The organism is Asaia sp. HumB, from assembly GCF_030263835.1.
Classification (GTDB): domain Bacteria; phylum Pseudomonadota; class Alphaproteobacteria; order Acetobacterales; family Acetobacteraceae; genus Asaia; species Asaia bogorensis.
On sequence record NZ_JARPML010000002.1, the window covers coordinates 1,463,388 to 1,486,978 of the forward strand.

The following is a 23,591-nucleotide window of genomic DNA, read 5'->3' on the forward strand; positions in this document are numbered from 1 at the left end:
CATAACAAACGCTTGACCCCTGCGGCTGTATGCCTCTAAGGACAGCCCTCTCTTGCGGGTCGGGCGCAGGTTGTCGCACGTCCGTACTCCTTTCTTTCACTCATTCCCTGCGAGGTCCCTGAGTGCGTAACTACGGCGAATTTCTCTTCACATCGGAATCCGTTTCTGAAGGTCATCCGGACAAGGTCTCTGACCGTATCAGCGATACCGTTCTGGACGCTTATCTGGAAGCAGACCCGGAAGCCCGCGTTGCGTGCGAAACCCTCTGCACCACCAACCGTGTCGTTCTGGCCGGTGAAGTTCGTGGTCCGGCTTCGATCACCAGCGAATTGCTGATCGAGCGTGCGCGTCACGCCATCAAGGATATCGGTTACGATCAGGAAGGCTTTTCCTGGAAGAACGCCGAAATCACCTCGCTGCTCCACGCGCAGTCCGCCGACATCGCTGTTGGCGTCGATAGCGCTGGCGAAAAGGATGAGGGCGCAGGCGACCAGGGCATCATGTTCGGCTTCGCCACCCGCGAGACCGAGCACCTGATGCCGGCCCCGCTCTATTACGCGCAGTCGATCCTCGAAAAGGTTCGTGACTACCGCAAGAGCGGCCATGCTCTGGGCGTCGGCCTGCTGCCGGATGCCAAGAGCCAGGTCACGCTGCGCTATGTCGATGGCAAGCCCGTTGGCGCGACCTCGGTCGTGATCTCGACGCAGCATATCGAAGGCATGCGCCAGAACACCATTCGCGAAATGCTGCGCGAAGTGGTCCGTGAAGTCCTGCCGGAAGGCTGGATGTGCCCGGAAGAAGAATTCTACGTCAATCCGACGGGCAACTTCGTGATCGGTGGTCCCGATGGCGATGCCGGCCTGACGGGTCGCAAGATCATTGTCGACACCTATGGTGGTGCAGCCCCCCATGGCGGCGGCGCCTTCTCGGGCAAGGACCCCACCAAGGTTGACCGTTCGGCTGCCTATGCCGCGCGCTACCTGGCCAAGAACGTGGTTGCTGCCGGTCTTTCCGATCGCTGCACCATCCAGCTCAGCTACGCCATTGGCGTGTCCAAGCCGCTCTCGGTCTATGTGGATCTCGATGGCACGGGCAAGGATATCGACGAAGCCCGTCTCGGCAAGCTGCTGAACGAAATGGTCGATCTCTCGCCGCGCGGCATCCGCAAGCATCTGCGCCTGAACCGTCCGATCTATGTGCCGACCTCGGCCTATGGCCATTTCGGTCGCGTGCCCGATCCGGTACTGGACAACTTCACGTGGGAGCAGACCGATCTGGTCAGCTCGCTGCGCGGTGCCCTCAACCGCTGAGGTCCCCAACTGTCTGATACCTCTCTCAAGTCCCAGCCTGAGCGGCTTTATGGCCGCCAGCGCGGGCACCCGCTCCGCGCCCGCCAGCAGCGCCTTCTCGATGAGGCTCTGCCCAGGCTCCGTCTGAACCCCGATCAGGCCGCCGCTCCGCAGGCCGCCTTCACTGGCGCTCCTGTTCAGGGCGTCTGGCTTGAAATCGGGTTCGGCGGCGGCGAACATGCGCTCGATCAGTCACAGCGCAATCCGGATGTCGGCTATATTGCCGCCGAGGTTTTCGAGAACGGGCTGTGCTCGCTCATGTCCCGCATCGTACCGGAAGGCGAAGAGGACACGATCACCCCGCCGGATCATTTCCGTATCTGGCCCGATGATGCGCGTCAGCTGCTGAAATCCCTGCCCGATAACTGCCTCGACCGCGCCTATCTGATGTTCCCCGATCCGTGGCCCAAGGCACGCCATGCCAAGCGTCGCTTCATCCACCCGGAGAATATTTGCGAACTGGCCCGCCTGCTGAAGCCCGGCGCCGTCTGGCGCGTTGCGAGCGATCATCCCGTCTATCAGGACTGGGTGTTCGAGATCATGGGCGCGCAGGATCTGTTCGATGCGCCCCCGCCTGCCAAAGGCGAGCGCCCCGAAGGCTGGTCACCCACACGCTATGAAGCCAAGGCCTACCGCGAAGGCCGCGTGCCGTTCTACTGGACGTTCACGCGCCGCGGTGCCTGATACCGAGTTGGATCGGAACACCGCATGAGCACGCAAATCGAACGCGAGGAAATGGAATTCGACGTGGTGATCGTCGGCGGAGGGCCCGCCGGCCTTTCCGCCGCCATCCGACTGCGTCAACTCATGCCGGAAGCCACGATCTGCCTTGTTGAAAAAGGCAGCGAAATCGGGGCGCATATCGTCTCGGGTGCGGTGATCGAACCCCGCGCCCTGGCCGAGCTCTTCCCTGACTGGCAGGAACGCGGTGCACCGCTGAAAACGCCGGTGACGGAAGAAAAAGTGCTTTTCCTGACCGAAAAGCGCGGCTTCGCCATACCCTTTATCGACAAGCTCATGCCCGCCATGGCCAATCACGGCAATTATGTCGTGTCGCTGGGCGAGGTCTGCCGCTGGCTCGGCGCCCAGGCCGAGGAGATGGGCGTCGAGATCTACCCCGGCTTTGCCGCCGCCGAACCCTATATCGAGGATGGCCGCCTGTGCGGTGTCATCACCGGCGATATGGGCATCACGCGTGAGGGCGAGCAGGGGCCGAACTTTGCACCCGGCATGATCCTTCGGGCAAGACAGACTATCCTGACCGAAGGCGTGCGCGGCTCGATCAGCCAGCGCGTGATGAAGCGGTTCAATCTGCGTCAGGGTGTGGACCCGCAGACCTATGGGCTGGGCATCAAGGAAGTTTGGGAAATTCCCGCCGAAAAACACAAGCCCGGCTTCGTGCAGCACAGCTTTGGCTGGCCGATGGATGACGGCACCTATGGCGGCGCCTGGCTCTATCATTTCGGCGAAAACTTCGTCTCCTACGGCTTCGTTACCGGGCTGGATTACAGCAATACCTGGCTCTCTCCCTTTCAGGAGATGCAGCGCCTCAAGACCCATCCCGAATTCGCGAAGCATCTCGAAGGCGGTCGCCGTCTGATCTATGGCGCGCGAGCGCTGTCCGAAGGCGGCTTTCAATCCCTGCCGCGCCTGTCCTTTCCGGGTGGCGTTCTGGCGGGTGACTCCGCAGGCTTCCTGAACATGCCCAAGATCAAGGGCACGCATACAGCGATGAAATCCGGCATGCTGGCCGCCGAAGCCGTGGCCGAGGCGCTGGGGAGCGAAGGCCCCTGCGAGGCCACAAGCTATACGCGTCGTTTCAAGAGTTCATGGCTGTTCAAGGAGTTGTTTGAGGCCCGCAATGTGCGCCCCGCCTTTGCCCGCTGGGGCAATCGCCTTGGCGCGCTCTATGCCGGGATCGACAGCCTGATTTTCCGTGGCCGCGCGCCCTGGACGCTGCATTTCCGTCATACGGATCATGAAGCGCTCAAGCCTGCCGAGCAGTGCAAGCCCATTGCCTATCCGAAGCCGGATGGCACGCTGACCTTCGACCTCACCTCATCGGTGTTCCTGTCGGGCACCAATCATGAGGAGGACCAGCCGGACCATCTGAAGCTGCGTGACCCGTCGAAATGGCTGCCGGTCAACTGGGGCATTTTCCGCTCACCTGAAAGCCGCTACTGCCCGGCCGGTGTGTATGAGGCGCTGGAGGAAAACAGCACCATGCGCCTGCAGATCAACGCGCAGAACTGCGTGCACTGCAAGACCTGCGACATCAAGGATCCGACGCAGAATATCGACTGGTGTGTGCCCGAAGGGGCCGGTGGACCGAATTATCCTGTCGGTATGTGATTTTGAGTCGCAATAAGGTATGAACCCTGACGACAAATTCCAGGATCGGCGAGAAACAGATGAAGATAGTGGTCCCGGTCAAGCGGGTGGTGGATTACAACATCAAGCCCCGCGTCAAGGCCGATAACAGCGGCGTCGACACGCAAGGCGTGAAGATGTCGATGAATCCCTTCGATGAAATTGCTGTCGAGGAAGCCGTCAGGCTTCGCGAAAAAGGCGCTGCCTCCGAAATCGTGGTGGTGACCATCGGCGTGGCCGAGGCTCAGCCCGTTCTGCGTACGGCCATGGCCATGGGTGCCGATCGTGCCATTCTGGTGCAGACCGATGCCGAACTGGAGCCGCTGGCTGTCGCCAAGCTACTCAAGGCCATCGTGGATCGCGAAAATCCCGGTCTGGTCATCATGGGCAAGCAGGCCATTGATGACGACATGAATGCGACCGGCCAGATCCTGGCAGCACGCCTCAACTGGCCGCAGGGCACGTTTGCCAGCTCGGTTGCCGTCGAGGACGGGCGCATCACTGTGGTGCGTGAAGCCGATGGCGGGCTCGAAACAGTGCGTCTGGCACTCCCGGCCGTGGTCACCACCGATCTGCGCCTCAACGAGCCGCGCTACGCCACCATGCCCAACATCATGAAGGCCAAGAAAAAGCCGCTCGAGACCATCGCTGCCGATACGCTGGGCGTGGACATCACGCCGCGTCTGGAAACAGTGAAGGTGGTCGAGCCGCCCGTGCGTCAGGCCGGTATCAAGGTATCGAGCGTTGCCGAGCTGGTTGGCAAGCTGCGTGACGAAGCGAAGGTGATCTGATCATGACAACTCTGGTTCTGATCGAAGCCGAAGGCAACGCCATCAAGAAGGCAAGCCTTTCTGCCGTTGCCGCAGCCCGCCATTTCGGCGCTGTCGATGTGCTGCTGATCGGCGCAGAAGGCGCACAGGAAGCCGCGAAGATCGAGGGGATCACCCGCGTTCTTCATGCGGACTCCACACCGCATCTGGCCGAGTGCATTGCCGCCCTGATTGCCGATCGCGCCAAGGATTACGATCATATCGTTTCCGCCGCGACGGCTTATGGCAAGAACACCCTGCCCCGCGTGGCTGGTCTGCTGGATGTGCAGCCGATCACTGAAGTGGTCGAGATCATCGACGCCGATACCTTCGTGCGTCCGATCTATGCCGGTAGCGCACTCTCCACCGTGCGGTCGCGCGATGCGATTAAGGTGCTGACCGTGCGTAACGCCAATTTCGAAGCCGCCAAGCTGGGCGACGCCTCGGCGCCGATCGAAGCCGTCTCTGCTGCGGTCGAGGTGCCAGACGCCGAATATGTTGGCATCGAGCTGACTCATTCCGACCGCCCCGAGCTGGAATCGGCTCGTGTGGTGATCTCGGGTGGGCGCGGCCTGAAGGATGCAGCCAATTTCAAGCTGCTCGAGCCTGTGGCCGACAAGCTGGGCGCTGCCATTGGTGCGTCGCGCGCGGCGGTGGATGCCGGGTTTGCCCCGAACGAGATGCAGGTCGGTCAGACCGGCAAGATCGTGGCCCCTGATCTCTATATCGCTGTCGGTCTTTCAGGCGCCATCCAGCATCTGGCAGGCATGAAGGACAGCCGGGTAATCGTGGCGATCAACATGGACCCCGAAGCCCCGATCTTCAACGTGGCCGATTACGGCCTCGTGGGCGATCTGTTCGAGATCCTGCCCCAGCTCAAGGCCGAACTGGGCGCCTGAATACTTCCCGAACCTGCCTCTTGTTCAGCAAGGCAGGTTCGGTTTCCTACGGCCAGATCATTCTGGCTCGTAGTCTGGCGCCAGAGCGCCGCATTACCCCTCTCCGGTGGGATGCACTACGCAGGGGAAGGCTTTTCCCCCAGTCTCGCAACTACCCGTTCCAGCCATCGCGATACGCGGCAACGGCGCGACCTGCTCGCGCCAATATAGTCCGGGGAATTGACCGGTTATACCGACGATACGCAGCTTGCCATCGCTCTTCCGCAAGACGGTATCAAACCGATCTGATTTTAGGCGGCCGCAAACCGCATCAAGGTCGCGCGCGCTCATAACCCCACCATGATTGCCTCCATATTCAAGCGCCTCGCAACGCCGATGGGGCCGCGACGAAACGGAATCTTTCCTGTGGGACAGCTTTCCATTGTTTTTCGTCGCCGCATGGGACATGCTTGTATACATGACCCAGATCATGGACATTCAGGCAGGCGGCGCCCGTGCCCGGGCGCGTTGCGACGAACTCGGTATCGCTCCCTATAGCGACCAGAGTGACGGACTCTTTCGCCCCTATCTCGGCCCGGCGCACAGGGCCACGATTGGCAGACTGGCCCAGTGGATGGACCAGGCGGGCATGAGTGTTGAAAGCGATGCCGTGGGAAACCTCGTCGGGCATTATGCGGGTGTGACACCCGACGCACCCGTTCTGCTGATCGGCTCGCATGTGGACAGCGTGCGTGATGGTGGGCGCTATGACGGCATGCTGGGTGTGTTGCTCGGCATCGAGACCGTGGCCTATTTCAACGAGCGCGGCCTCAGACTGCCTTTTGCGCTTGAGGTCATCGGTTTTGGAGATGAGGAAGGCTCCCGTTTTCCCACCTATATGATGGGCTCGCGCTCTGCTGCCGGCATGAAGCAGCAGATCGATGACAGCATCACCGATCGCGATGGCGTGTCACTGCGTCAGGCCCTTGCGGATTGGGGGCTGGATGTCTCGCGCTTTCATACCGCCAGACGGCAGAACGTCTTCGCCTATATCGAAGCGCATATCGAGCAGGCCCCCCATCTGGAGCGCGCCAGTCTGCCGCTCGGCCTGGTGCGGGGCATCGCCTCTCAATATCGCTTTCGCGTCACGCTGACAGGCGAAGCCGACCACGCCGGAACGGCCATGCACGAACGTCGCGATGCCCTGGCCGCCGCCGCCGAAGCAATTTCGGCCATCGAGCGCATCGGCGCACAGGACCCGGTCGATCTCGTGACGACAGTGGGCTGGCTGACTGTCGAGAACGGCGCCCCCAATATCGTGCCGGGCAAGGTCGCTCTGACCATCGATATCAGGGCGGTGACACCCGGTGTGCGTGAAAGCGCTGCCCAGGAAGTCAGTGACACGCTGCAGGCCATCTGCACACGCAGGCGCATCCGTCTCGATATCGAGCGCATACAGGATCTGGCTGGCGCGCTTTGCGATGAACGCCTGACATCCCTGCTTGGCCGCGCCGTGGAAGAACGGCAGGGCACCACGCCCCCCATGCTGCTCAGCCAGGCCGGGCATGATGCCATGATCATGGCCAATCTCGCACCCATGACCATGCTGTTCATCCGCTGTAAGGGCGGGATCAGCCACAACCCCGCAGAATCTGTCGATGACGCCGATGTCGAGGCGGCGCATCAGGCCCTGGTGACCTTCGTCACGCGACTTGGAGAAACGATGTGAGCAGTTTTTTCGGTGAGATCAACCCGCCGCAGCGCCTTCTGATGGGGCCGGGCCCCATCAATGTGCATCCGCGCGTGCTGCGAGCCATGGGGGCGGACATGCTCGGGCAGTTCGATCCTGAGATGACCGATTACATGAACCAGACAATGGCGCTCTATCGTCAGGTGTTCATGACCGAAAACCGCTGGACGTTCCTGATCGATGGCTCAGCCCGCGCCGGTATCGAGGCCGCCCTGACCTCACTGATCGAGCCGGGCGCCAAGGTTCTGCTCATCCGCTCCGGGCGTTTTGGCATGTTGCTGGGCGAGATTGCCGAGCGCCTTGGTGCCGAGATTGCCACGATCGATCTGGAATGGGGTCAGGTAGCCACGCTCGATCAGATCGAGGCCGCTTTGGCCGAGCATCGTCCCGCCGTGTTTGCCGCCATTCATGGCGACACCTCCACCACCACAGCGCAGCCGCTTGAAGGTGTCGGTGCACTCTGCCGCCGCTATGGTGCTCTTTCCTATGTCGATGCCACAGCGACGCTCGGTGGTATGCCGGTTCGCACCGATGAATGGCAGATCGACGTGGTCTCGGCCGGCCTGCAGAAATGCATGGGCGGGCCGCCAGGCAGCTCGCCCATCACGATCTCTGACCGGGCAGCCGAGTTCATTTTCTCACGCCGCAAGGTCGAGAGCGGTATTCGCCGTGATGACATCAGCGATGGCACGCGACCGTTCATCCGCTCGAACTATTTCGACCTCGCCATGGTCATGGATTACTGGTCGGAAAAGCGCCTGAACCACCATACCGAAGCCACGTCGATGCTTTACGCAGCACGCGAATGTGCCCGCCTGGTGCTTGAAGAGGGGCTTGAGAACCGCTTCGCCCGTCATGTGGCTGCTGGCAAGGCGATGTCTGGAGGACTGCGGGGTCTTGGCCTGACGCTCTACGGTCAGGATGCATATCGCATGAGCAATGTCACCGGGGTTTATATCCCTGAAGGCATTGATGGCGAGCGTGTGCGGGCCCGTATGCGCGACGAATACCAGATTGAGATCGGCACCGCATTTGGTCCGCTGGTGGGCAAGATCTGGCGTCTGGGCGCGATGGGCTACAATGCCGAGCAGCACAAGGTGCGTCTGACCCTGGCCGCTCTCAAGGCTGTTCTGGAAAGCGAGGCCTGACCACTCTCGCAGGCCAGGCGAGACCCGAGCCATTCGATCAGGGCTCGGCCGACCCGGCCCGGTTGATCCTGGCCGGACTAATCCAGACCGGGGCCGTTCAGCCGGCTGTGAATCCGGGCGATTACTTTGCGGGTAATCGCCAGTTCCTCGGCATCGATCCCTTCGGTGACGGTCTGCTCGATGGCCCGCGAGAAGCGCAGGACTTCATCGAGGCGCCTGGCACCTTCCGGGGTGATCTGCACGTAAAAGGCCCGTCGGTCTGCCTCATCGGGCTCACGGGTTATGAAGCCCTTTTCCTCAAGCGTGCGGAGGATGCGCACCATGGAGGATTTGTCGAGCAGAAGGGCTTCGGCAATTTCCTTGGGGTGCATGGGCCGACCATATCGCTGCAATTCCAGCAGGGGCTGCCACGTCGCATCGGTCAGATCATGCGGGCGTAGCCTGACATCGAGGATCTGCCGCCAGCGCCGGGCAATCAGCCCCATCATGCGTCCCAGGGTCAGGCTCTCTTCCACTGTGCTCACCGGGGCGCTGCCGTATTCATGTCGTCGGGCATGTTGTTCGCCAGATCAAGCTGCCCGGTTGCATGGGCCAGCGCTGCCGCCTTGGTAAATGCCTGAGCAACACTCACGGCAAGCGATGCCTGCGCCTCGAACAGGGCCGCAGCTGCTGTAGACGCATCCGTCATGGTGCCAACCCCATGCGCATAGGCCTGACTGGCTCCTTCATTGGCCGTGCGGGCGGCATCGTTCAGAACACGGGCAGATTTTACCTGGGCAAGTGCCGTTTCGAGCGCATCCTGACTATCAGCCACCTGTCGCTCGATGCTCAGACGATCCTTGAGAAGGGTCGCCTCGGCTGCATCATGCTGCGACTGCGCCATGTGGATGGCATTGGCTCGCAAGCCCCCCTGATAGATTGGCCAGCTGACCTGAAGAAAAGCCCCGGCTTCCGGCTGTGCAATGGCCGAGGCCGGCGCCGAGCGACCCGTTCCATAGGTCTTGAGCGCCCCCAGATAGCCCGACATTGTTCCGGCAAAGGCAACACGCGGCATCAGCGCTGCCTTCGATTCCGCAATGGCTTCGTCAGACGCGCGCAATCTGGCAATATCGGCCAGAAGATCGGGCCGCGACGCCAGAGCCTGATCCACAAGTTGCCTGATCTGACCCGGAGAACTCTGGGGCAAAGCCTGTACAGGCATCGGTTCTATCTCGAGCGGCAGGGTGGCAGGCAGGCCGGTCACCTCCAACAGGGCATGATGGGCGCCATGCTCGGCATCGACCGCCTTGTCCAGATCGAAACGTGCCTGAGCCAGATTACGCTGCGCCGTAGCCACATCGACGATCGTTGCTTCGCCATGCTCATGACGCGACTGCGCAGCACGCAGCAAAAGCGCCATATTATCCACGGCATGATGAGAGGCCGCGACAATGGCCTGCGCCGCCTGCTGGCTGTGATACGCACTGATCACATCCAGAATGAGTTGCTGATGAACCGCCGAAAACCCGAAATTGGCGGCAAGCGTCTGGAATTTCGCTTCATTGATTCTGGCCCGCGTGCGGCCAAAATCGAGAAGCAGATAATCAAGCTCAAGCTTGGGGAACGCCGCTGCGCCATTCGATGTCAGATAGCCGCGGCTCGACAGATAATTGGGCAGGGGGAGTGCCATGCGCTGGAAACCGCCCATAGCCGAGAAAGTAAGCTGGGGCAGCATGGCGGCACGCGACATGCCGACACCGATGGCCGCCTGCCGCGCGCTCTCCCACGCAATGCGCGTGCGCGGGTTGTTGCGCTCAGCCAGATCGATCAGCTGCGGCAGTGACAACACATGATCCTGTCCCTCCGGCAAGGCATGCTGCGCATGGCCGGCGCCGGACGATGCCGCTCCAACACCCTTACCTATTGGCCAGTCGGGAGAAGGATTGCGTATGTCGGGCGGCAGGGTGAGACCTGTCGCCCCATGCGGGTGCCACGCGTGATCGGCACTCTGCGGCGCCAGATCACGCGTGTCATTGCATCCGGCCAGCATCGCACCGAGCATCAGAAGAGGAAGACCGCGCAACAGGAGGGTGCGGTGTGAGACGAGGTTTGGGGTCATCGGAAAAATCCGTGCTGCATGGCGGGCATCAGGCCTGTTCTGTCATGGCGCCCTGTCCGGGCCGTGCTTCAGCGTCAGGGTCATAGCGCTGGATAATCAGTCTCAGCCCCTCATCGAGCAGGCCGAACCACACCATGCGCTGGGGGTCATGAGGCAACAGGGGCAGGGGTGGCAGACGCATTTGAAGGGCAAGACCGTCGCGGCCGTCCTCCAGCCATTGCGCCAGTTCGCTGAACCATCCCGCAAGCTGGTCGACCTGCGCCTGTGCCATGTCGTCAGGCGCGCGCCTCACATCCGAGATGACGGCCACGGGGATGGAGAGAAGCTGGATGTCACGCACAAGCGGCAGGGTGATATCGGGAATGAAGGCGTTGCCCTTCAGACGCTCTTCCTCGAAGGGCGCATTGCGCAGGGCCATACGCGTCGCAGCAATGGCGCGACCGAATTTCTCGCGTTCCATTTCCTGCCCGATATCGACAGCCTGCTCAGGATGCTTGCGCCGCAAGGCTATCAGCCCGCCCAGCTGACGCACCGCTCCGACCAGATGGCTGCGCGCCACATTGGTCGCACTCACCGGCCATAGTGCCGCAGCCATCAGATACACGACGACATTACCGATCAGGATACCCACAACGCGGTTGCGCGCCGTCTCCATGTCCAGCGTCGGGCCATAGCCCTGCAGGATGGTCATGAAATAGGCCATCGCGATCTGCACGCCGGCATAGGAGATGCGCTCGCTGCCGCTCTTGATCCAGCCTGCGAAGGCAGCCACCGGGATCACCACCAGAACGAGATCGAGAACATCGGTGAGGGATGGCATGAGGGTAAGGATGGTGCCAATACCGCATATCGCCCCGATCATGGCACCCGTGACACGCAGGAGCATCTTGTGAACGGAGTCACCCACTGTGCCGAGCGAGACAAGAAAGCACGTCACGACGCAGGTCTGGATACCCGGCCAGGAGGTAAAACGCGTGATGGCGTAACAGATAACCACGGAAAGCGCGATCCGTATGGCCGCCTGCGGATAGGCCGGGTTCGTAAAGGCATCAGGCTTGAAAAAACTGCGGGCCGCCGCCTTGATTTCAGGCGCAAACTGGGCGGCAGTCGTCTCGGGGCGGACAAGCAGGCCATGAATGATGGTGACCGAACGAATGAATTCACTGGCCAGCGGGTAGAGCTTCGAATCATCGCTGAATTCATCGGCAAGGCGTTGGAGCGCAGCCTCATCAAAATCGATCACGGCCACGTTGTCGCGTCCTTGTCTATAGACAGCACCGCACTGCTCCACGATCAGCCCCATACGGTGCAGGAAGGCCGTGCCTCGCCCGGTTGTATCGAGCCGACTCCAGGCCAGCAGGATCATGACAAGACGGGCCGTATTGCGGATGATCGCAATCCCGACATGACGGCTTGTGATTTCAGGATGAAGCTTGATGCTCAGGTCATGAAACTGGCGCAGCGAGGCCACGCCCTGATCGGCCAGTGAGGCAATCTGGCGCATCTGGGCCATCTCAGGTCTTGCCCCGGTTTCGCACCCCTGCGCCACGGCACGAAAGCGCTGTGCGAGCCCTGCACGCAGCATGGTGAGCGGATCATGTCCGGCCAGGCGATTGACCACCGCAATGATCGACAGCGCGATGACAAATACCACGCCGACCCATAGCAGGGTATGCAGCATGGCCTCTTCGGGCGGCATGAAGGCCGCGTCGGGCACGGCACTATCGGTCGTGTTGCCAATGAACCCGTCCAGCGAATAGCCGACATTCTGCAGCATATCCGCGCTCATGGTCATGTAGACGATCCAGAAGAGCAGGATATTGGCCAGAGACCCCATGGTCATGGCCTGTGACAGAAACCCTGCCGCAAGAGTCAGCAGAAGCATCAGGGGCAGGCGTAGTCCGGGCTCGGACAGGCTGAGCATCAGGAAAAGGATTGTCAGCCCCGTGCCCGCCACAATCACCGCCCCGCCCATCAGCGCCGTGCTGGTATTGGAGGCTGCATCATTGCCGGACAGGAAGAAGCAGATGAAGACCAGAACCGGCAGATCGGGGATGCGGAATGTCTCGCCAATCAGGATCGTGACAATCACCTGAAACACGAGCAGGGCCGTATTGCGCGCCCGACCGGGAGTTGGCGCCATTTCCTTTCTGAGGAAGGCGAAGGTCGATGGCGTTTCCTCGCGCCAGATCCTTCGCCTTAGCAACACCACCTCCTGCCCGGCGGTGTTCATCGCATCACGACCACAACCAGAGTGCCTCCGATGCGCATCAGGTCAGTCGGCGGATTATCAAGCCGGATACGAACCGGAAAACGCTGTGCGATGCGCACCCAGTTCAGGGTACGCGGCACCTTGGGCAGACCATTGGCGCTCATCCCCTCATCAGGCACCACACCGGCATTGAGACTCTCGAGTGTGCCACTGATGGGTGTGCCAGGCTGCGCCATGGCATACACCGTCACCTTCTGGCCCGGCGCCAGCCCGGCGAGCTGCGTCTCGCGGAAATTCGCGATGGCCCACCATTTCTCGTCATCGACCAGTGTAAAGACTGGCTTGCCTGTCGTGGCGTATTCACCCGCGGCCACATTCAGGTCTGTCACGATGCCATCGCAGGGTGCCCTGACCGTGGTCAGACGCAGGTCACGCTCTGCCTCACGCAGGGCCGCCTGGGCTGCTGCCAGATCGGCCCGCAGGGGTGCCACGCTGCGCACGGCCTGGCGGGCGGCCAGGGCGGATTGCAGGGCAGATTGCAGGCTTGCCTCGGCACTGCGTGTTTCAGCCCGTGCCTGATCCAGCGCCTCGCGGGTCACAAAACCCTGCTTCTCCAGAGGGGACAGGCGGGCCTGTGTGGCCTGGGCAAGGGTCAGCCGCGCCCGCGCACTGGTTACCGAGCTGGCCTCGGCACCGGCATGGGATATCTGGGAACTGACCTGGCTGGTCTGCACGTCAATCTGGGCCTGCAGACCATCGACCTGCGCCTGCGCCTGCTGCACCCGGTAGGTATATGGCTCAGGATCAATCACATACAGGATGTCGCCACGCCTGACCTTCTGGTTGTCATGAACGGGCAGGGAAACAATGCGTCCACTCACTTCAGGTGCGAGGTGGACGATATTGGCCGCGATATAGGCGTCTTCGGTTCGGGGCCGGCTGTGCAGGCGATCCAGCACCAGAAATCCCAGAATCACACAGGCCGCCAGCGACAGGATAAGGAGCGAGATACCGCCGATGCGGGAGGGAAGAGAGCGCATGGACACCACCTAGTGACCGAAAAACACAAGCCAGACCATGAAGGTGATGGCGACCATGAAAGCGAGATAGGTCAGCATCGGGGCAGGCACAGCCTGCTGCAGACCGACAACCCCGATGACAGCGCGCAGGAGGGCAGCTGCTACGGCACCGATCGTGGCACACAGCATCCATGACGGGAAAAACGATCCCAGCACATCCTGCAACGGCGCCCGTGTACAGCCCCCAAGGCCAAGCGCCATGAAAAACGGGAGTGACCGCCACAGGGCCGAACCTGGTCGGCTGGGATATGGGGTGAGGCGCATGGTTGGCTCGTCAATCCTGTTGATAAGACATGAACCATGGCACAGATATGGTTTACATATCAACCATATTGATAATACGATAATCTCATACCATTGGTTCGCATGAGAAAGCACGCGCGTCTACATTCTTGCCTAGCGCAACATCGTAAGTCGAATTTTGAGGAAAGATGATGGTGGAGCCAATCGGAATCGAACCGACGACCTCCTGAATGCCATTCAGGCGCTCTCCCAACTGAGCTATGGCCCCGCCGTATCAGAACCGGCCCCTTGGGTCAGGCCAGTGGCGCGGGTATAGCGGGGGGCTCTGCCTCTGGCAACCCCCCCCGGACACTATTTTTTCGCGATACCGAAATCGCGCAGTACAGCCAGCAAGGGCAGGAGGGGCAAACCTAGAATGGCGTCGTGATCACCCCTGATCGTACTGAAAAGCTGTACACCTGGCCCCTCAAGCCGGTACGCACCAACACAGGATAGAAGTACGTCTCCCTCAGCCTCCATATAGGCTTCCAGAAAGCCATCGCTGAAATCGCGCATGGTGAGTTCGGGTGTCGCCAGATGCTCCCAGAGCTTCTCTCCACCTTTGTACAGCACGACAGCCGTCTGAAGCCGGTGCGTACGCCCACGCAGGGTGATAAGCTGTTCCCTGACCGCCTGCCTGTTTTCCGGCTTGTCGAAACCGACGCCATCGCACTCCAGAATCTGGTCTGCCGCGATCACGAAATCGGCGCTCATAAATTGCGGATTCGTTGAAAACTCTAGGGCCTTGGCATTTGCGAGCGCCAGTGCGATGGCGTTCTGACCCGCGTTTTCCGCCCGCATCCTGTCACGCAGTACAGACTCATCCAGCGCTACCGGACAGGACACCACATCGAGACCGGCACCGCGCAGCAAACCAAGCCGGGCCGTTGATCCACTGGCCAGTATTAGCCTTGGCGTTCCGGGATTCGCACGCTTCGACTCCATCTCGAGTCTCCTTTGAAATCAGGGGTGAATGAGTACCGTCAGTACTGGGGTACATGGGGATTGTACGAGCCTGGGAGAGAGGGCGTACCGAGTACCGTGGATTGTACTTTCTTCGGCAGAACCAGTGGGTTGTACACAGGCCTTCTGTGGGTATTTCGGGATAACCTGCGCAAATGCCTCAAACCAAAGGGTTTATCGTTTGTACACAGTGTTGGTAAGTCGGGGTACGTTTTGGGAAAGTTGGGTACCCCGTCATCCACAGGGATCAACCTATCCGACAGGATATCTATCTTTTTTCTTTTATGGTTATTGGTCGGTATGGATAGCGAAAATTCACCCCAGTCAGCGCCTGCAAAACCGCTCCTGCGTGTCCTCCACGGTGAGGCCGTCTGGCCGCCTCCGGTATGGCTCATGCGTCAGGCCGGACGCTATCTGCCCGAATTCCGCGCCGAGCGTGCCAAGGCAGACTTCCTGACGCGCTGTACCACCCCGGACATTGCAGCCGAACTGACCCTTCAGCCAATCCGGCGCTTTGCCATGGATGGCGCCATCCTGTTTTCCGATATCCTCGTCCTGCCCTGGGCCATGGGTCAGGATCTCAAATTCATCGAAGGGCGCGGCCCCGTTATGGAGCCGATCCGCAACAGGGCTGCGCTTGAGGCCCTGTCTCCTGCCCGCGTAGCCGAAACCGTGGCACCAATCCAGGAAACATTGCGGATTCTGGCTCGCGAACTGCCTCAATCCACCACGCTTCTGGGCTTTGCCGGCAGCCCCTTCACCGTATCCTGCTACATGGTCGATGGCGGCAGCTCGCGGGAGTTCGGTGTCACCCGTGCCATGGCGTTGCAGGACCCGGAGCTTTATCGCGATCTCATCGCCCTGCTGACTAGGACAACGACCGACATGCTGATCGGCCAGATCGATGCCGGTGCCGAGGCTGTCATGCTGTTCGACAGCTGGGCCGGTCTGCTGCCTCCTTCCCAGTTCCGCCAGCATGTGATCGCCCCGACACGCGCCATCGTGCAGGGCATCCGCGCCGCCCGACCCGGTGTGAAGATCATCGGGTTCCCCCGTCTCGCTGGGTTGATGGCCCTCGAATATGCCCGTGAGACCGGTGTCGATGCGCTGGCCTGTGATACGTCGGTCGATCTGGCGCAGATGGCGACGCTCTGCCCTGACACGCTGGCCCTTCAGGGGAATCTCGACCCGATCATTCTGCGCAATGGCGGAAAGGGTCTGATTGACGAGGCACGCACCATCCGCGATGCCCTCAAGGGGCGGCCGCATGTGTTCAATCTCGGTCACGGTGTCATGCCCGATACCCCACCCGAGCATGTTGGTGCGCTGGTCGATGCCGTGCGCGATATCGGCTGACGCTCATCATGTCCGATACGCGCCCTTCAGCCCTTTGTGCCTCCGGTCAGCTTCGTCTCGTCATCTTCGATTGTGATGGCGTGCTGATCGACAGTGAGGGGCCTTCCTGCCGTCTGGTGGCCAGTGCTGCCCGCGATCATGGCATTGCCCTGAGCGATGATGAGGCCCTGCACCGCTTTGCAGGCAAGGCACTGGGTCAGGTCAAGCGCGAACTCGAAGCCGAGACCGGCCTCGATCTGGGTGATGACTACGTCGCCATCATGCAGAACCGGCTGGTCGATCTGATGCGCGATGAAGCCGCACCGATCGAAGGCGCTGCTGCCATGCTGTCAGCCGTGCAGGCACTCGGTCTGCCTTTTCGCGTTGGTTCGAATTCCTCATGGCCCGAGATGGAGGTCAAATTTGCCCGTGTCGGATTTGAGCCCTTCTTTCCGAAAGAGAGGGTTCATTCGGCTCGTGACATGATGCGGCCCAAGCCAGACCCCTATGTGTTCCTCCATGCCGCAGAGCAGGAAGGCGTTGCCCCCTCTGCCTGCGTGGTGATCGAGGATTCCGATACCGGCGTGCAGGCGGCACATGATGCCGGTATGGCCTGCATCCTGCTGCGTGCCGAAGGGCCATCGCCCGCGCTCGACTGGCCAGGGTTACGCCGTATCGCCCATCTCGATGAACTTGCCCCCATGCTGGCCAGCGTTATGGAAGAGCAAAACCGATGAGCGCCCTCCTCCCCTGGTTTCCCTGGCTCAAGGTGCTGCATATCCTCGCCTTCACCTCATGGATGGCAGGTAATTTCTATCTGCCACGGCTTTTCGTTTATCATTCACAGGTTCAGCCCGGCACGCCTGAAAGCGAACGCTTCCAGATCATGGAGCGCCGTCTGCTCCGTGCCATCATGACACCGGCCATGATCGCCACCCTGATCTCTGGCGGTCTCCTCGCCTCGCTTCCCGGTGTGATCGACTGGTCCGCCCCATGGTGGTGGATCAAGCTGGTCACGGTTCTGCTGCTTTGCGGTTTCCACGGCTTCTGTGCCCGGTGGCGCCGCGAGTTTTCCCATGACCTGCGGCTTCATCCCGAGCGCTATTACCGTATTGCCAATGAGGTGCCGACCCTTCTGATGATCGTTATCGTCATCATGATCGTGGCGCGGCCTTTCTCGGGATAAAAGGCAAGGCCCTGCACTCGCGGAGGGGTCAGCCCCGTTGAGTCCATCAGGGTCCAGAAGGACGACTATCCTCTGGTGGGGTATAGAGCCGCACCCCGCGTATCTTACGCCTTGGAAAATCGCCGATAGGTGAAATCACCATCATGTCCGGCCCCTGCGGCTTCCATGACCAGCGCATGACGGTCTGAGCGGGCACAGACGGGGTCGGTGGCCGCTGCATCGCCTGTCAGGGCGAGGGCCTGACAACGGCAACCGCCCCAGTCGACTTCCTTCAGGCTGCAACCACGGCAGGGTTCGGGCATCCAGTCCGTGCCACGAAACAGGTTGAACAGGGGGGAGTCCTGCCATATCGCGCCCAGAGAGTCGGTTGTGACACTGGGAAAGGTAATATTCGGAATGGTCTCGGCGGCATGGCAGGGCAGCACCTTGCCGGAGGGGGTGATGTTGACGAAGCGCTGGCCCCACCCTCCCATGCAGGGCTTGGGTTGGTCAGCATGATAATCCGGGGTGACATAATCGATGGCGAGGCTGTTGCCAAAGCGGGCACGGGCTTTCACCACCGCTTCCGTCGAGGCTTCGAGCTGCGCGGCCGATGGCATGAGCAGATCGCGGTTCTTCAGGCCCCAGCCATAATACTGGGTATGAGCAATCTCCACGCGTCCGGCACCGAGCTCATGGGCAAGATTGAGCATGTCAGGCACACGCGCTACATTCTCGCGATGCACGACGAAATTGAGCGTGAGGGGAATACCGCGTGACTTGATCAGGCGGGCGGCTTCGAGCTTCTTGGCCTGCGCACCACGTAGGCCGCCGATACGCTCTGCGCCCGCTTCCTCGACATCCTGAAAGGAGAGCTGGACATGATCGAGGCCAGCCTCATCAAGGGCGGAGAGGGTCGCCTCGTTGATGAGCACGCCTGAGGTAATGAGATTGGTATAGAGATTGAGCGCACTGGCGTGACGCACCAGTTCGGGCAGATCATGCCGCGCCATGGGTTCACCGCCTGAGAAGTGAACCTGCAACACCCCGAGTGCCGCAGCTTCGTCCAGCACGCGCAGCCAGTCGGCCGTGGTCATTTCAGACGCACGTCGCTCCAGATCGATTGGATTGGAGCAATAGGGGCAGGCGAGCGGGCAACGATGGGTCAGCTCGGCCAGCAGGCTCATGGGAGGCGGGGTAAAGCTCATGATGCGGGAGTTTGCCCGTTCTGAGGGCTTTGTTCGACCAGAACTTTCTGATCCATCAGCGAAGCAAGCAGAACCTGCACATCGGCTGCGATGATTTCGCGGGGGGCATGATAGGTTGCAGCGAGGTCTTCGATGATGGCGCTCAAGGGGCGGGCGCCATCGACGAGGCGCAGGATGGCAGCGGCAATGGGATCAGCAATAAAGGCCTTTTCAGGAGCCTGAACGAGCCAGACATCGCGCACGCGGTCATGCTGAAGGCGATGACCGCGGGTAAATTTCAGAATGCTGTCTTCCGAAACGCTCACGCGCTGAAAGCCTCCGGGGTATGGGCACCGGCAAAGGCGCCGGGGGCGGGATGGCCTTCCATATACACATGCTGCAGCGCATCGAGCATGGTCCAGAGCACGTTGCATTTGAAGATCAGCGCGTCGATGACCTCTTTCTGCTGCTCGGCAGTGCGGGCGTGTTCCTTCACATAGGCCAGCGCAAAATCGGAATCACGTGGCGCCTGGGTGAGGCGTGGGGCGAAATAGGCCAGTGTCTCTTCCGAAATGAAATCGTAGTGGCGCAGCATGCCGGAGACGCGCTCACTGATGATGGTGGGCGAGAAAAGTTCGGTAAGCGATGACGCGATGGCCGCCAGAACGGAGCGGTCGCGCACACAATGCACATAGGCTTCCACGGCGAAGCCGGTCGCGGGCAGCATGCCTTGCAGGTTCTCGACATAGTCACGCGACAGACCGAGCCCGTCTGTCAGTTTCAGCCAGCGCGCAATGCCGCCCGTGCCGGGTTCGTTGCCATCATGGTCCTCAAGACGGCGTCGCCATTCGCGGCGCAGCTCGGCTGTAGGAAGGCGGGCGAGCAATGTGGCGTCCTTCACCGGAATGGACGCCTGATAATAGTAGCGGTTGAGGGCCCAGGCCTGAACCTGTGTGCGGTTCAGCTTGCCGTCATGCAGGGCACGATGGAAGGCATGACGGTTGTGATAGCGCTCGGCACCGATTTCACGCAGGCGGGCTTCGAGGGCATCGGGGGATAGAACCGTCATGATCTTTCTCCAAGGGTCAGGCGCAGGCCATCTTGACCGATGATCCAGCCTGCTTCTTCCGCCATCCGGCGTTCCGGCGAGTCCGGTACGAGGACGGGGTTCGAGTTGTTGATGTGAATGAAGACGCGATGGGAGGGCGCATCATGCAAGGTCTCGATGATGCCTTGCGGGCCGGACATCGAGATATGCCCCATGCGCAGACCGGTTTTCGGGCTGAGCCCGGCACGGATCATCTCGTCATCACGCCAGAGTGTTCCTTCCATGAACAGCGCATCGGCCGCGCGAATGCGTGTGCGTATGGAAGGGGTGAGATCGGCACAAGCTGGCAGGAAGACCATCGTGTGCTTTCCGTCGGTAATTTCGAGCCCGATTGTCTCGCCCTTCTGGCTTGGCAGATGCTCGGCGTAAAGCGGTGCCTTGCCAGGCACATCAAAGGCGGTGAGCGTCAGACCTGAGGCTGTGCCGTCCTTGTTGGGCAGGGTGAGGGGTGTTTCGTCATCGAGCGGCAGGCGTGGCACGATCTCGCGGTTTACGGCCTCGAAAATCGGATTGGCATCCAGCTGGGCCAGCGTGGCGGACGTGCCATAAAGCCGGAAGGGCTCGCGCTCGCGCAAAGTCAGCAGCCCGGTGATGGAATCGATTTCGCCATTGGTCAGAATAACGCCCTGTATCGGCGTGGAACGCAGTGCATCCTGCGCATGCAGTTCTGGCGTTGCCAGGATCTGGGCTCTGAGATCAGGCGAGGCATTGAGCAGAAACCAGTGCTTGCCATCGCCGCTGACGGCGAGGGAGGCCTGGCTGCGTGAGGGAATTCGGCCCTCTCTTGCGGCACGGCAAGCCGGGGCGTTCGAATTCCATTGAGGAAACCCACCACCGGCGCCGCTGCCAAGAACGATGATATCGAGCATGGTCAGGGTCGGTCTGTTCGTGATCGGCTGGCAGAGGGCGGTTCAGCCCGGCCAGAAACGACAACAGCCGCACAAGGGGTGCGGCTGTTGAAGGTAAACGGTCCTGCGAAGAACTTACTTCTTCTGGCCGCAGACATAGGAGTTGATTTCGGCGCCGAGCGGAATTTCGGTAACCTTCGGGGTGTTCCAGGCCATGACGATATCCTTCAATGAAACAATGTGCTGTATCAGCCTAAAGATAGAACCCGAAAATGGGTTGCAAGCCAACGTGATTCAACCCAATAAAATGTAACGTGCATCACGTTGATGGCAACGTTTGTGGTCCCGGGCGGTTGATCGACGTTCATGACAGCGCCTTTTCCCGCGCAGCAACCCGTCTTTCAGGAAAGAAACGCCCGCCATGTCAGGCCCGTCGCTGACTTCGGACATGCCCCAGCCTGAAACCGGGTCCGAGGGGGGCGTGCCACGCCTCGGTCAAACCGGCGCAGGGGCAAAAATCATGCCCGATGCCCCGTCCGATACGGATAATTCCGAAGTGCGGAATGACGTGCATCAGGCCGGGATGATCCGCAAGGCCATGATGCGTCACAGCCTCGGCCTGCGTGATGTCGGCATTCTCATCCTGTCGCTTCTGGCGGTGTTCTACACCCTCTATTTTGCCGCCGATATCGTGCTGCCGTTCGTTTTTGCGATGGTCGTCAATCTGCTGATGATCGGGCCGATGCGCTTTCTGCATGGGCGGCTGCGTATCCCGAAGCCCATCTCGGCGCTGTTGCTGATCATCGCCATGTTCCTGCTGGTCGTCTGCATTGGCACCGCCATTTCGGTGCCGGCTGCGGCGTGGTTGACCAAAGTGCCGCAGAGCCTTCCTGCGCTTCAGCAGAAACTCGCCTTTCTTCAGGGGCCGATTGACTCGGTCCAGCGCGGCTACCTGCGAGTGATCGCCCTGATGTCCAGTGGCGGGCATCATCATGTGACCGCTGCCTCGGCGGCGGCGTCATCGGCCTCGAATGGCGCTGAGACGCTGCGCGTCTGGGGGTCCTCCTTTCTGATCGGGACGCGGGCATTCATGGGTGAGTTCTTCACCATGCTGCTGATGCTGTTCTTCCTGATGACGGAAGGCGACAGCCTGCTGCGTCGTATCGTCGAGATCATGCCGACCTACTCCGACAAGAGACGGCTGGTGCAGATCACGACGCAGATTGAGCGCAATGTCTCGCTCTATCTTGCCACCATTACCATCATGAACATTCTCGTTGGGCTGCTGAACCTGCTGCAATGCTGGCTGACCGGTATGCCCAATCCGCTGCTCTGGGGTGTTCTGGCCTTCCTGCTGAATTACGTACCGATCATCGGGCCGCTGACTGGCGTGGTCGTCTATTTCTGTGTGGCGCTGATCAGTTTTCCGTCTTTCCTGATGTCGCTCCTGCCACCCGCCATTTATCTGTGCATCCATATCCTCGAAGGTGAGACGATCACCCCAATGCTTCTGGCCAAGCGCTTCACGCTCAACCCGGTGCTGGTCATGGCTTCCCTTCTGTTCTGGGACTGGATGTGGGGGATTGGCGGAGCGTTCCTGTCCGTGCCCATGCTCGCCGTGTTCAAGATCTTCTGCGACCATATCGAGGGGCTTTCACCCATCGGGCATGTGCTGGGCGGACCTGTAAGACCACGATCGCTTCGTACGCTTGGCCCTGAGGTCAAGCCCGAGGCTACACCCTAACAGAGATGGTTTGGCGCGCTACCCGGTGGGAGCAGATCGGGCAGAAATGAGATCGGCACAATCCTGATCACTGTTGTGACTGGAATACGAGCAGTCCGGGGGGCTTACGAGGCCGGTTTCATGAACCTGATGCATAAGGCCATGTCCCGAACGGGCACTAATGGACGGCACACGGGCTTTGTATCATCTGATCGGAACCACCCGCTGCATTTGCAGGGTGGGTGCAGGGTTTCTGCAATCAGGGAGAGCGCATGAAGGACGTTACCGTCGTTGTCGGGGCTGGGTCGATTGGTCAGGCGATTGCACGCCGTATAAGCAGTGGACGTCACGTCGTGCTCGCTGATCTGCACCTGGAAAATGCAGAGAAGGCGGCCGGTATTCTCGAACTGGCAGGATTCGAGACAAGTGTGATCACTGTCGATGTCTCGGAAAGACGGTCTGTCCGGGCCCTTGTCGAGGCGGCCAGTAAGATCGGCCCGCTCATGTCTCTCGTTCAGGCAGCCGGTGTATCGCCATCACAGGCGCCAGTAGAGACCATCCTCAAGGTTGACCTCTACGGAACAGCCATGCTGCTCGAAGAGTTTGGGCAGGCTGTCGCAAAAGGGGGATCGGGGATCGTGATCTCATCCCAGTCGGGCCATCGAATGCCGGCTCTCAGTGCCGAGCAGGACAGGCAGCTGGCCACGACGCCCGCCGATAGGCTCCTTGCTCTTCCCTTTGTGCGGGAGATTACGGACACGCTTCTTGCCTATCAGATGTCCAAGCGCTGCAACTCATTGCGGGTGAGGGGAGAAGCGCCACGTTGGGGAACACGCGGCGCGCGCATCAATGCAATCAGTCCCGGGATCATCATCACGCCGCTTGCCTATGACGAGTTGCATGGTGAGCGGGCAGCGTTTTATCGCCAGATGCTTGCCGATGCCCCGGCAGGCCGCGCAGGAACACCCGATGAGGTGGCCGCACTCGCGGCACTAATTACCGGTGCTGAAGGCGGCTATATAACGGGAAGTGACTTCCTCATCGACGGTGGTGCAACCGCCCAGTTTTTCTACGGCACGACATAGCGCTGCCGGGCTGGCAATCGGACGGGTAGGGTGCCCCAAGGGGGTGCCTGATGCGCTGTCCGACGCCGCACGCTTTCGCTCGAATTCAGTACGAAATTCCCCCGGTCCGGCGTATGACATGAAATTATCATGCGCCTTCAACCGACCTGTCCTATTAGAACATCGTTCTGAGGCTGGAGACCGCTTGGCGAAGCATGGTTGA

Annotated in this window: 23 protein-coding genes and 1 tRNA gene; 12 read left to right on the forward strand and 12 right to left on the reverse strand. The window is 60.8% G+C overall.

Translation table 11 applies throughout. From position 1 onward, the window contains the following. Nucleotides 1–122: 122 nt before the first annotated feature. The 7 genes from metK to P5689_RS07690 all read left to right on the forward strand — a co-directional run bounded on the left by metK (nucleotide 123) and on the right by P5689_RS07690 (nucleotide 8,304). Complete coding sequence (gene metK / locus P5689_RS07660) at nucleotides 123–1,310, forward strand: methionine adenosyltransferase (protein WP_062165570.1); 1,188 nt, start codon at nucleotides 123–125, stop codon at nucleotides 1,308–1,310. Between the two features lie 9 nt (nucleotides 1,311–1,319). Further along, on the forward strand, nucleotides 1,320–2,033 hold the full coding sequence (locus P5689_RS07665) for a tRNA (guanine(46)-N(7))-methyltransferase TrmB (protein WP_285533861.1): 714 nt from the start codon (nucleotides 1,320–1,322) through the stop codon (nucleotides 2,031–2,033). Between the two features lie 24 nt (nucleotides 2,034–2,057). Next, entirely contained in the window at nucleotides 2,058–3,701 is a 1,644-nt protein-coding gene (locus P5689_RS07670; protein ID WP_285532682.1) for an electron transfer flavoprotein-ubiquinone oxidoreductase, read from the forward strand. Nucleotides 3,702–3,760: 59 nt separating this feature from the next. After that, nucleotides 3,761–4,510, forward strand: coding sequence for an electron transfer flavoprotein subunit beta/FixA family protein (locus tag P5689_RS07675; protein WP_062165572.1), 750 nt, complete (start codon nucleotides 3,761–3,763; stop codon nucleotides 4,508–4,510). A 2-nt stretch (nucleotides 4,511–4,512) separates the two neighbouring features. Continuing rightward, the gene (locus P5689_RS07680; RefSeq protein ID WP_023978279.1) at nucleotides 4,513–5,427 is read left to right on the forward strand and encodes an FAD-binding protein; all 915 of its coding nucleotides are present in this window, start codon (nucleotides 4,513–4,515) and stop codon (nucleotides 5,425–5,427) included. 457 nt (nucleotides 5,428–5,884) lie between these two features. Further along, nucleotides 5,885–7,135, forward strand: coding sequence for an allantoate amidohydrolase (locus P5689_RS07685; protein ID WP_285532683.1), 1,251 nt, complete (start codon nucleotides 5,885–5,887; stop codon nucleotides 7,133–7,135). 41 nt (nucleotides 7,136–7,176) lie between these two features. Continuing rightward, a complete protein-coding gene (locus P5689_RS07690; RefSeq protein ID WP_285533862.1) occupies nucleotides 7,177–8,304 on the forward strand; it encodes an alanine--glyoxylate aminotransferase family protein in 1,128 nt (375 codons plus the stop codon). Nucleotides 8,305–8,381: 77 nt separating this feature from the next. On the opposite strand, the gene P5689_RS07695 is transcribed toward P5689_RS07690, so the two are convergent. The 7 genes from P5689_RS07695 to P5689_RS07725 all read right to left on the reverse strand — a co-directional run bounded on the left by P5689_RS07695 (nucleotide 8,382) and on the right by P5689_RS07725 (nucleotide 14,920). Then, nucleotides 8,382–8,828 carry a MarR family transcriptional regulator gene (locus P5689_RS07695; protein WP_285532684.1) on the reverse strand — a complete coding sequence of 149 codons (447 nt, stop codon included), beginning with the start codon at nucleotides 8,826–8,828 and terminating at the stop codon, nucleotides 8,382–8,384. Next, a complete protein-coding gene (locus P5689_RS07700; RefSeq protein WP_285532685.1) occupies nucleotides 8,825–10,402 on the reverse strand; it encodes a TolC family protein in 1,578 nt (525 codons plus the stop codon). The genes P5689_RS07695 and P5689_RS07700 overlap by 4 nt, the downstream gene beginning before the upstream one ends. 28 nt (nucleotides 10,403–10,430) lie before the next feature. Next, entirely contained in the window at nucleotides 10,431–12,608 is a 2,178-nt protein-coding gene (locus P5689_RS07705) for an FUSC family protein (protein WP_285532686.1), read from the reverse strand. A 23-nt stretch (nucleotides 12,609–12,631) separates the two neighbouring features. Next, nucleotides 12,632–13,654: a biotin/lipoyl-binding protein gene (locus tag P5689_RS07710; protein WP_035439556.1), complete on the reverse strand. Its 1,023-nt coding sequence runs from the start codon at nucleotides 13,652–13,654 to the stop codon at nucleotides 12,632–12,634. A 9-nt stretch (nucleotides 13,655–13,663) separates the two neighbouring features. Beyond that, complete coding sequence (locus P5689_RS07715) at nucleotides 13,664–13,957, reverse strand: YtcA family lipoprotein (protein WP_023978287.1); 294 nt, start codon at nucleotides 13,955–13,957, stop codon at nucleotides 13,664–13,666. A gap of 171 nt (nucleotides 13,958–14,128) precedes the next feature. Then, nucleotides 14,129–14,204, reverse strand: a tRNA-Ala gene (locus tag P5689_RS07720). An 83-nt stretch (nucleotides 14,205–14,287) separates the two neighbouring features. Beyond that, the gene (locus P5689_RS07725; RefSeq protein WP_051757748.1) at nucleotides 14,288–14,920 is read right to left on the reverse strand and encodes a nucleoside triphosphate pyrophosphatase; all 633 of its coding nucleotides are present in this window, start codon (nucleotides 14,918–14,920) and stop codon (nucleotides 14,288–14,290) included. A gap of 318 nt (nucleotides 14,921–15,238) precedes the next feature. Between P5689_RS07725 and hemE the strand changes: the two genes are divergently transcribed. The 3 genes from hemE to hemJ are packed head-to-tail and all read left to right on the forward strand — an operon-like array spanning nucleotide 15,239 to nucleotide 17,459. Further along, a complete protein-coding gene (hemE, locus tag P5689_RS07730) occupies nucleotides 15,239–16,294 on the forward strand; it encodes a uroporphyrinogen decarboxylase (protein WP_023978288.1) in 1,056 nt (351 codons plus the stop codon). A gap of 8 nt (nucleotides 16,295–16,302) precedes the next feature. After that, entirely contained in the window at nucleotides 16,303–17,010 is a 708-nt protein-coding gene (locus P5689_RS07735) for an HAD family phosphatase (RefSeq protein WP_285532687.1), read from the forward strand. Next, entirely contained in the window at nucleotides 17,007–17,459 is a 453-nt protein-coding gene (gene hemJ, locus P5689_RS07740) for a protoporphyrinogen oxidase HemJ (protein ID WP_062165582.1), read from the forward strand. Before P5689_RS07735 ends, hemJ begins: the two co-directional genes overlap by 4 nt. Before the next feature lie 104 nt (nucleotides 17,460–17,563). Here the strand turns inward: hemJ and pqqE are convergent, their stop codons facing one another. The 5 genes from pqqE to pqqA all read right to left on the reverse strand — a co-directional run bounded on the left by pqqE (nucleotide 17,564) and on the right by pqqA (nucleotide 20,797). Next, nucleotides 17,564–18,646: a pyrroloquinoline quinone biosynthesis protein PqqE gene (gene pqqE, locus P5689_RS07745; protein ID WP_285532690.1), complete on the reverse strand. Its 1,083-nt coding sequence runs from the start codon at nucleotides 18,644–18,646 to the stop codon at nucleotides 17,564–17,566. Further along, nucleotides 18,643–18,951 (reverse strand): pyrroloquinoline quinone biosynthesis peptide chaperone PqqD, encoded by a 309-nt coding sequence (gene pqqD, locus P5689_RS07750; protein WP_285532691.1) that lies wholly within the window; start codon nucleotides 18,949–18,951, stop codon nucleotides 18,643–18,645. Before pqqD ends, pqqE begins: the two co-directional genes overlap by 4 nt. Beyond that, a complete protein-coding gene (gene pqqC / locus P5689_RS07755) occupies nucleotides 18,948–19,694 on the reverse strand; it encodes a pyrroloquinoline-quinone synthase PqqC (protein ID WP_285532693.1) in 747 nt (248 codons plus the stop codon). Before pqqC ends, pqqD begins: the two co-directional genes overlap by 4 nt. Beyond that, nucleotides 19,691–20,602: a pyrroloquinoline quinone biosynthesis protein PqqB gene (gene pqqB, locus P5689_RS07760; protein WP_285532694.1), complete on the reverse strand. Its 912-nt coding sequence runs from the start codon at nucleotides 20,600–20,602 to the stop codon at nucleotides 19,691–19,693. The genes pqqC and pqqB overlap by 4 nt, the downstream gene beginning before the upstream one ends. 114 nt (nucleotides 20,603–20,716) lie before the next feature. Beyond that, complete coding sequence (gene pqqA, locus P5689_RS07765; protein WP_023978294.1) at nucleotides 20,717–20,797, reverse strand: pyrroloquinoline quinone precursor peptide PqqA; 81 nt, start codon at nucleotides 20,795–20,797, stop codon at nucleotides 20,717–20,719. Between the two features lie 367 nt (nucleotides 20,798–21,164). Between pqqA and P5689_RS07770 the strand changes: the two genes are divergently transcribed. Further along, nucleotides 21,165–22,325, forward strand: a complete 1,161-nt coding sequence (locus tag P5689_RS07770; RefSeq protein ID WP_235075438.1) for an AI-2E family transporter — start codon at nucleotides 21,165–21,167, stop codon at nucleotides 22,323–22,325. Nucleotides 22,326–22,576: 251 nt separating this feature from the next. Next, nucleotides 22,577–23,389: an SDR family oxidoreductase gene (locus P5689_RS07775; protein ID WP_285532695.1), complete on the forward strand. Its 813-nt coding sequence runs from the start codon at nucleotides 22,577–22,579 to the stop codon at nucleotides 23,387–23,389. Nucleotides 23,390–23,591: the final 202 nt, after the last annotated feature.

Bases quoted from the DNA above. Each gene is read 5' to 3' on its own strand.
- P5689_RS07670 (WP_285532682.1), top strand. From the start codon at position 2,058: ATGAGCACGCAAATCGAACGCGAGGAAATGGAATTCGACGTGGTGATC.
- P5689_RS07675 (WP_062165572.1), top strand. From the start codon at position 3,761: ATGAAGATAGTGGTCCCGGTCAAGCGGGTGGTGGATTACAACATCAAG.
- P5689_RS07680 (WP_023978279.1), top strand. From the start codon at position 4,513: ATGACAACTCTGGTTCTGATCGAAGCCGAAGGCAACGCCATCAAGAAG.
- P5689_RS07685 (WP_285532683.1), top strand. From the start codon at position 5,885: ATGACCCAGATCATGGACATTCAGGCAGGCGGCGCCCGTGCCCGGGCG.
- P5689_RS07690 (WP_285533862.1), top strand. From the start codon at position 7,177: ATGGGGCCGGGCCCCATCAATGTGCATCCGCGCGTGCTGCGAGCCATG.
- P5689_RS07700 (WP_285532685.1), bottom strand. From the start codon at position 10,402: ATGACCCCAAACCTCGTCTCACACCGCACCCTCCTGTTGCGCGGTCTT.
- P5689_RS07710 (WP_035439556.1), bottom strand. From the start codon at position 13,654: ATGCGCTCTCTTCCCTCCCGCATCGGCGGTATCTCGCTCCTTATCCTG.
- P5689_RS07715 (WP_023978287.1), bottom strand. From the start codon at position 13,957: ATGCGCCTCACCCCATATCCCAGCCGACCAGGTTCGGCCCTGTGGCGG.
- P5689_RS07725 (WP_051757748.1), bottom strand. From the start codon at position 14,920: ATGGAGTCGAAGCGTGCGAATCCCGGAACGCCAAGGCTAATACTGGCC.
- hemE (WP_023978288.1), top strand. From the start codon at position 15,239: ATGGATAGCGAAAATTCACCCCAGTCAGCGCCTGCAAAACCGCTCCTG.
- P5689_RS07735 (WP_285532687.1), top strand. From the start codon at position 16,303: ATGTCCGATACGCGCCCTTCAGCCCTTTGTGCCTCCGGTCAGCTTCGT.
- hemJ (WP_062165582.1), top strand. From the start codon at position 17,007: ATGAGCGCCCTCCTCCCCTGGTTTCCCTGGCTCAAGGTGCTGCATATC.
- pqqE (WP_285532690.1), bottom strand. From the start codon at position 18,646: ATGAGCTTTACCCCGCCTCCCATGAGCCTGCTGGCCGAGCTGACCCAT.
- pqqC (WP_285532693.1), bottom strand. From the start codon at position 19,694: ATGACGGTTCTATCCCCCGATGCCCTCGAAGCCCGCCTGCGTGAAATC.
- pqqB (WP_285532694.1), bottom strand. From the start codon at position 20,602: ATGCTCGATATCATCGTTCTTGGCAGCGGCGCCGGTGGTGGGTTTCCT.
- pqqA (WP_023978294.1), bottom strand. From the start codon at position 20,797: ATGGCCTGGAACACCCCGAAGGTTACCGAAATTCCGCTCGGCGCCGAA.
- P5689_RS07770 (WP_235075438.1), top strand. From the start codon at position 21,165: ATGATCCGCAAGGCCATGATGCGTCACAGCCTCGGCCTGCGTGATGTC.
- P5689_RS07775 (WP_285532695.1), top strand. From the start codon at position 22,577: ATGAAGGACGTTACCGTCGTTGTCGGGGCTGGGTCGATTGGTCAGGCG.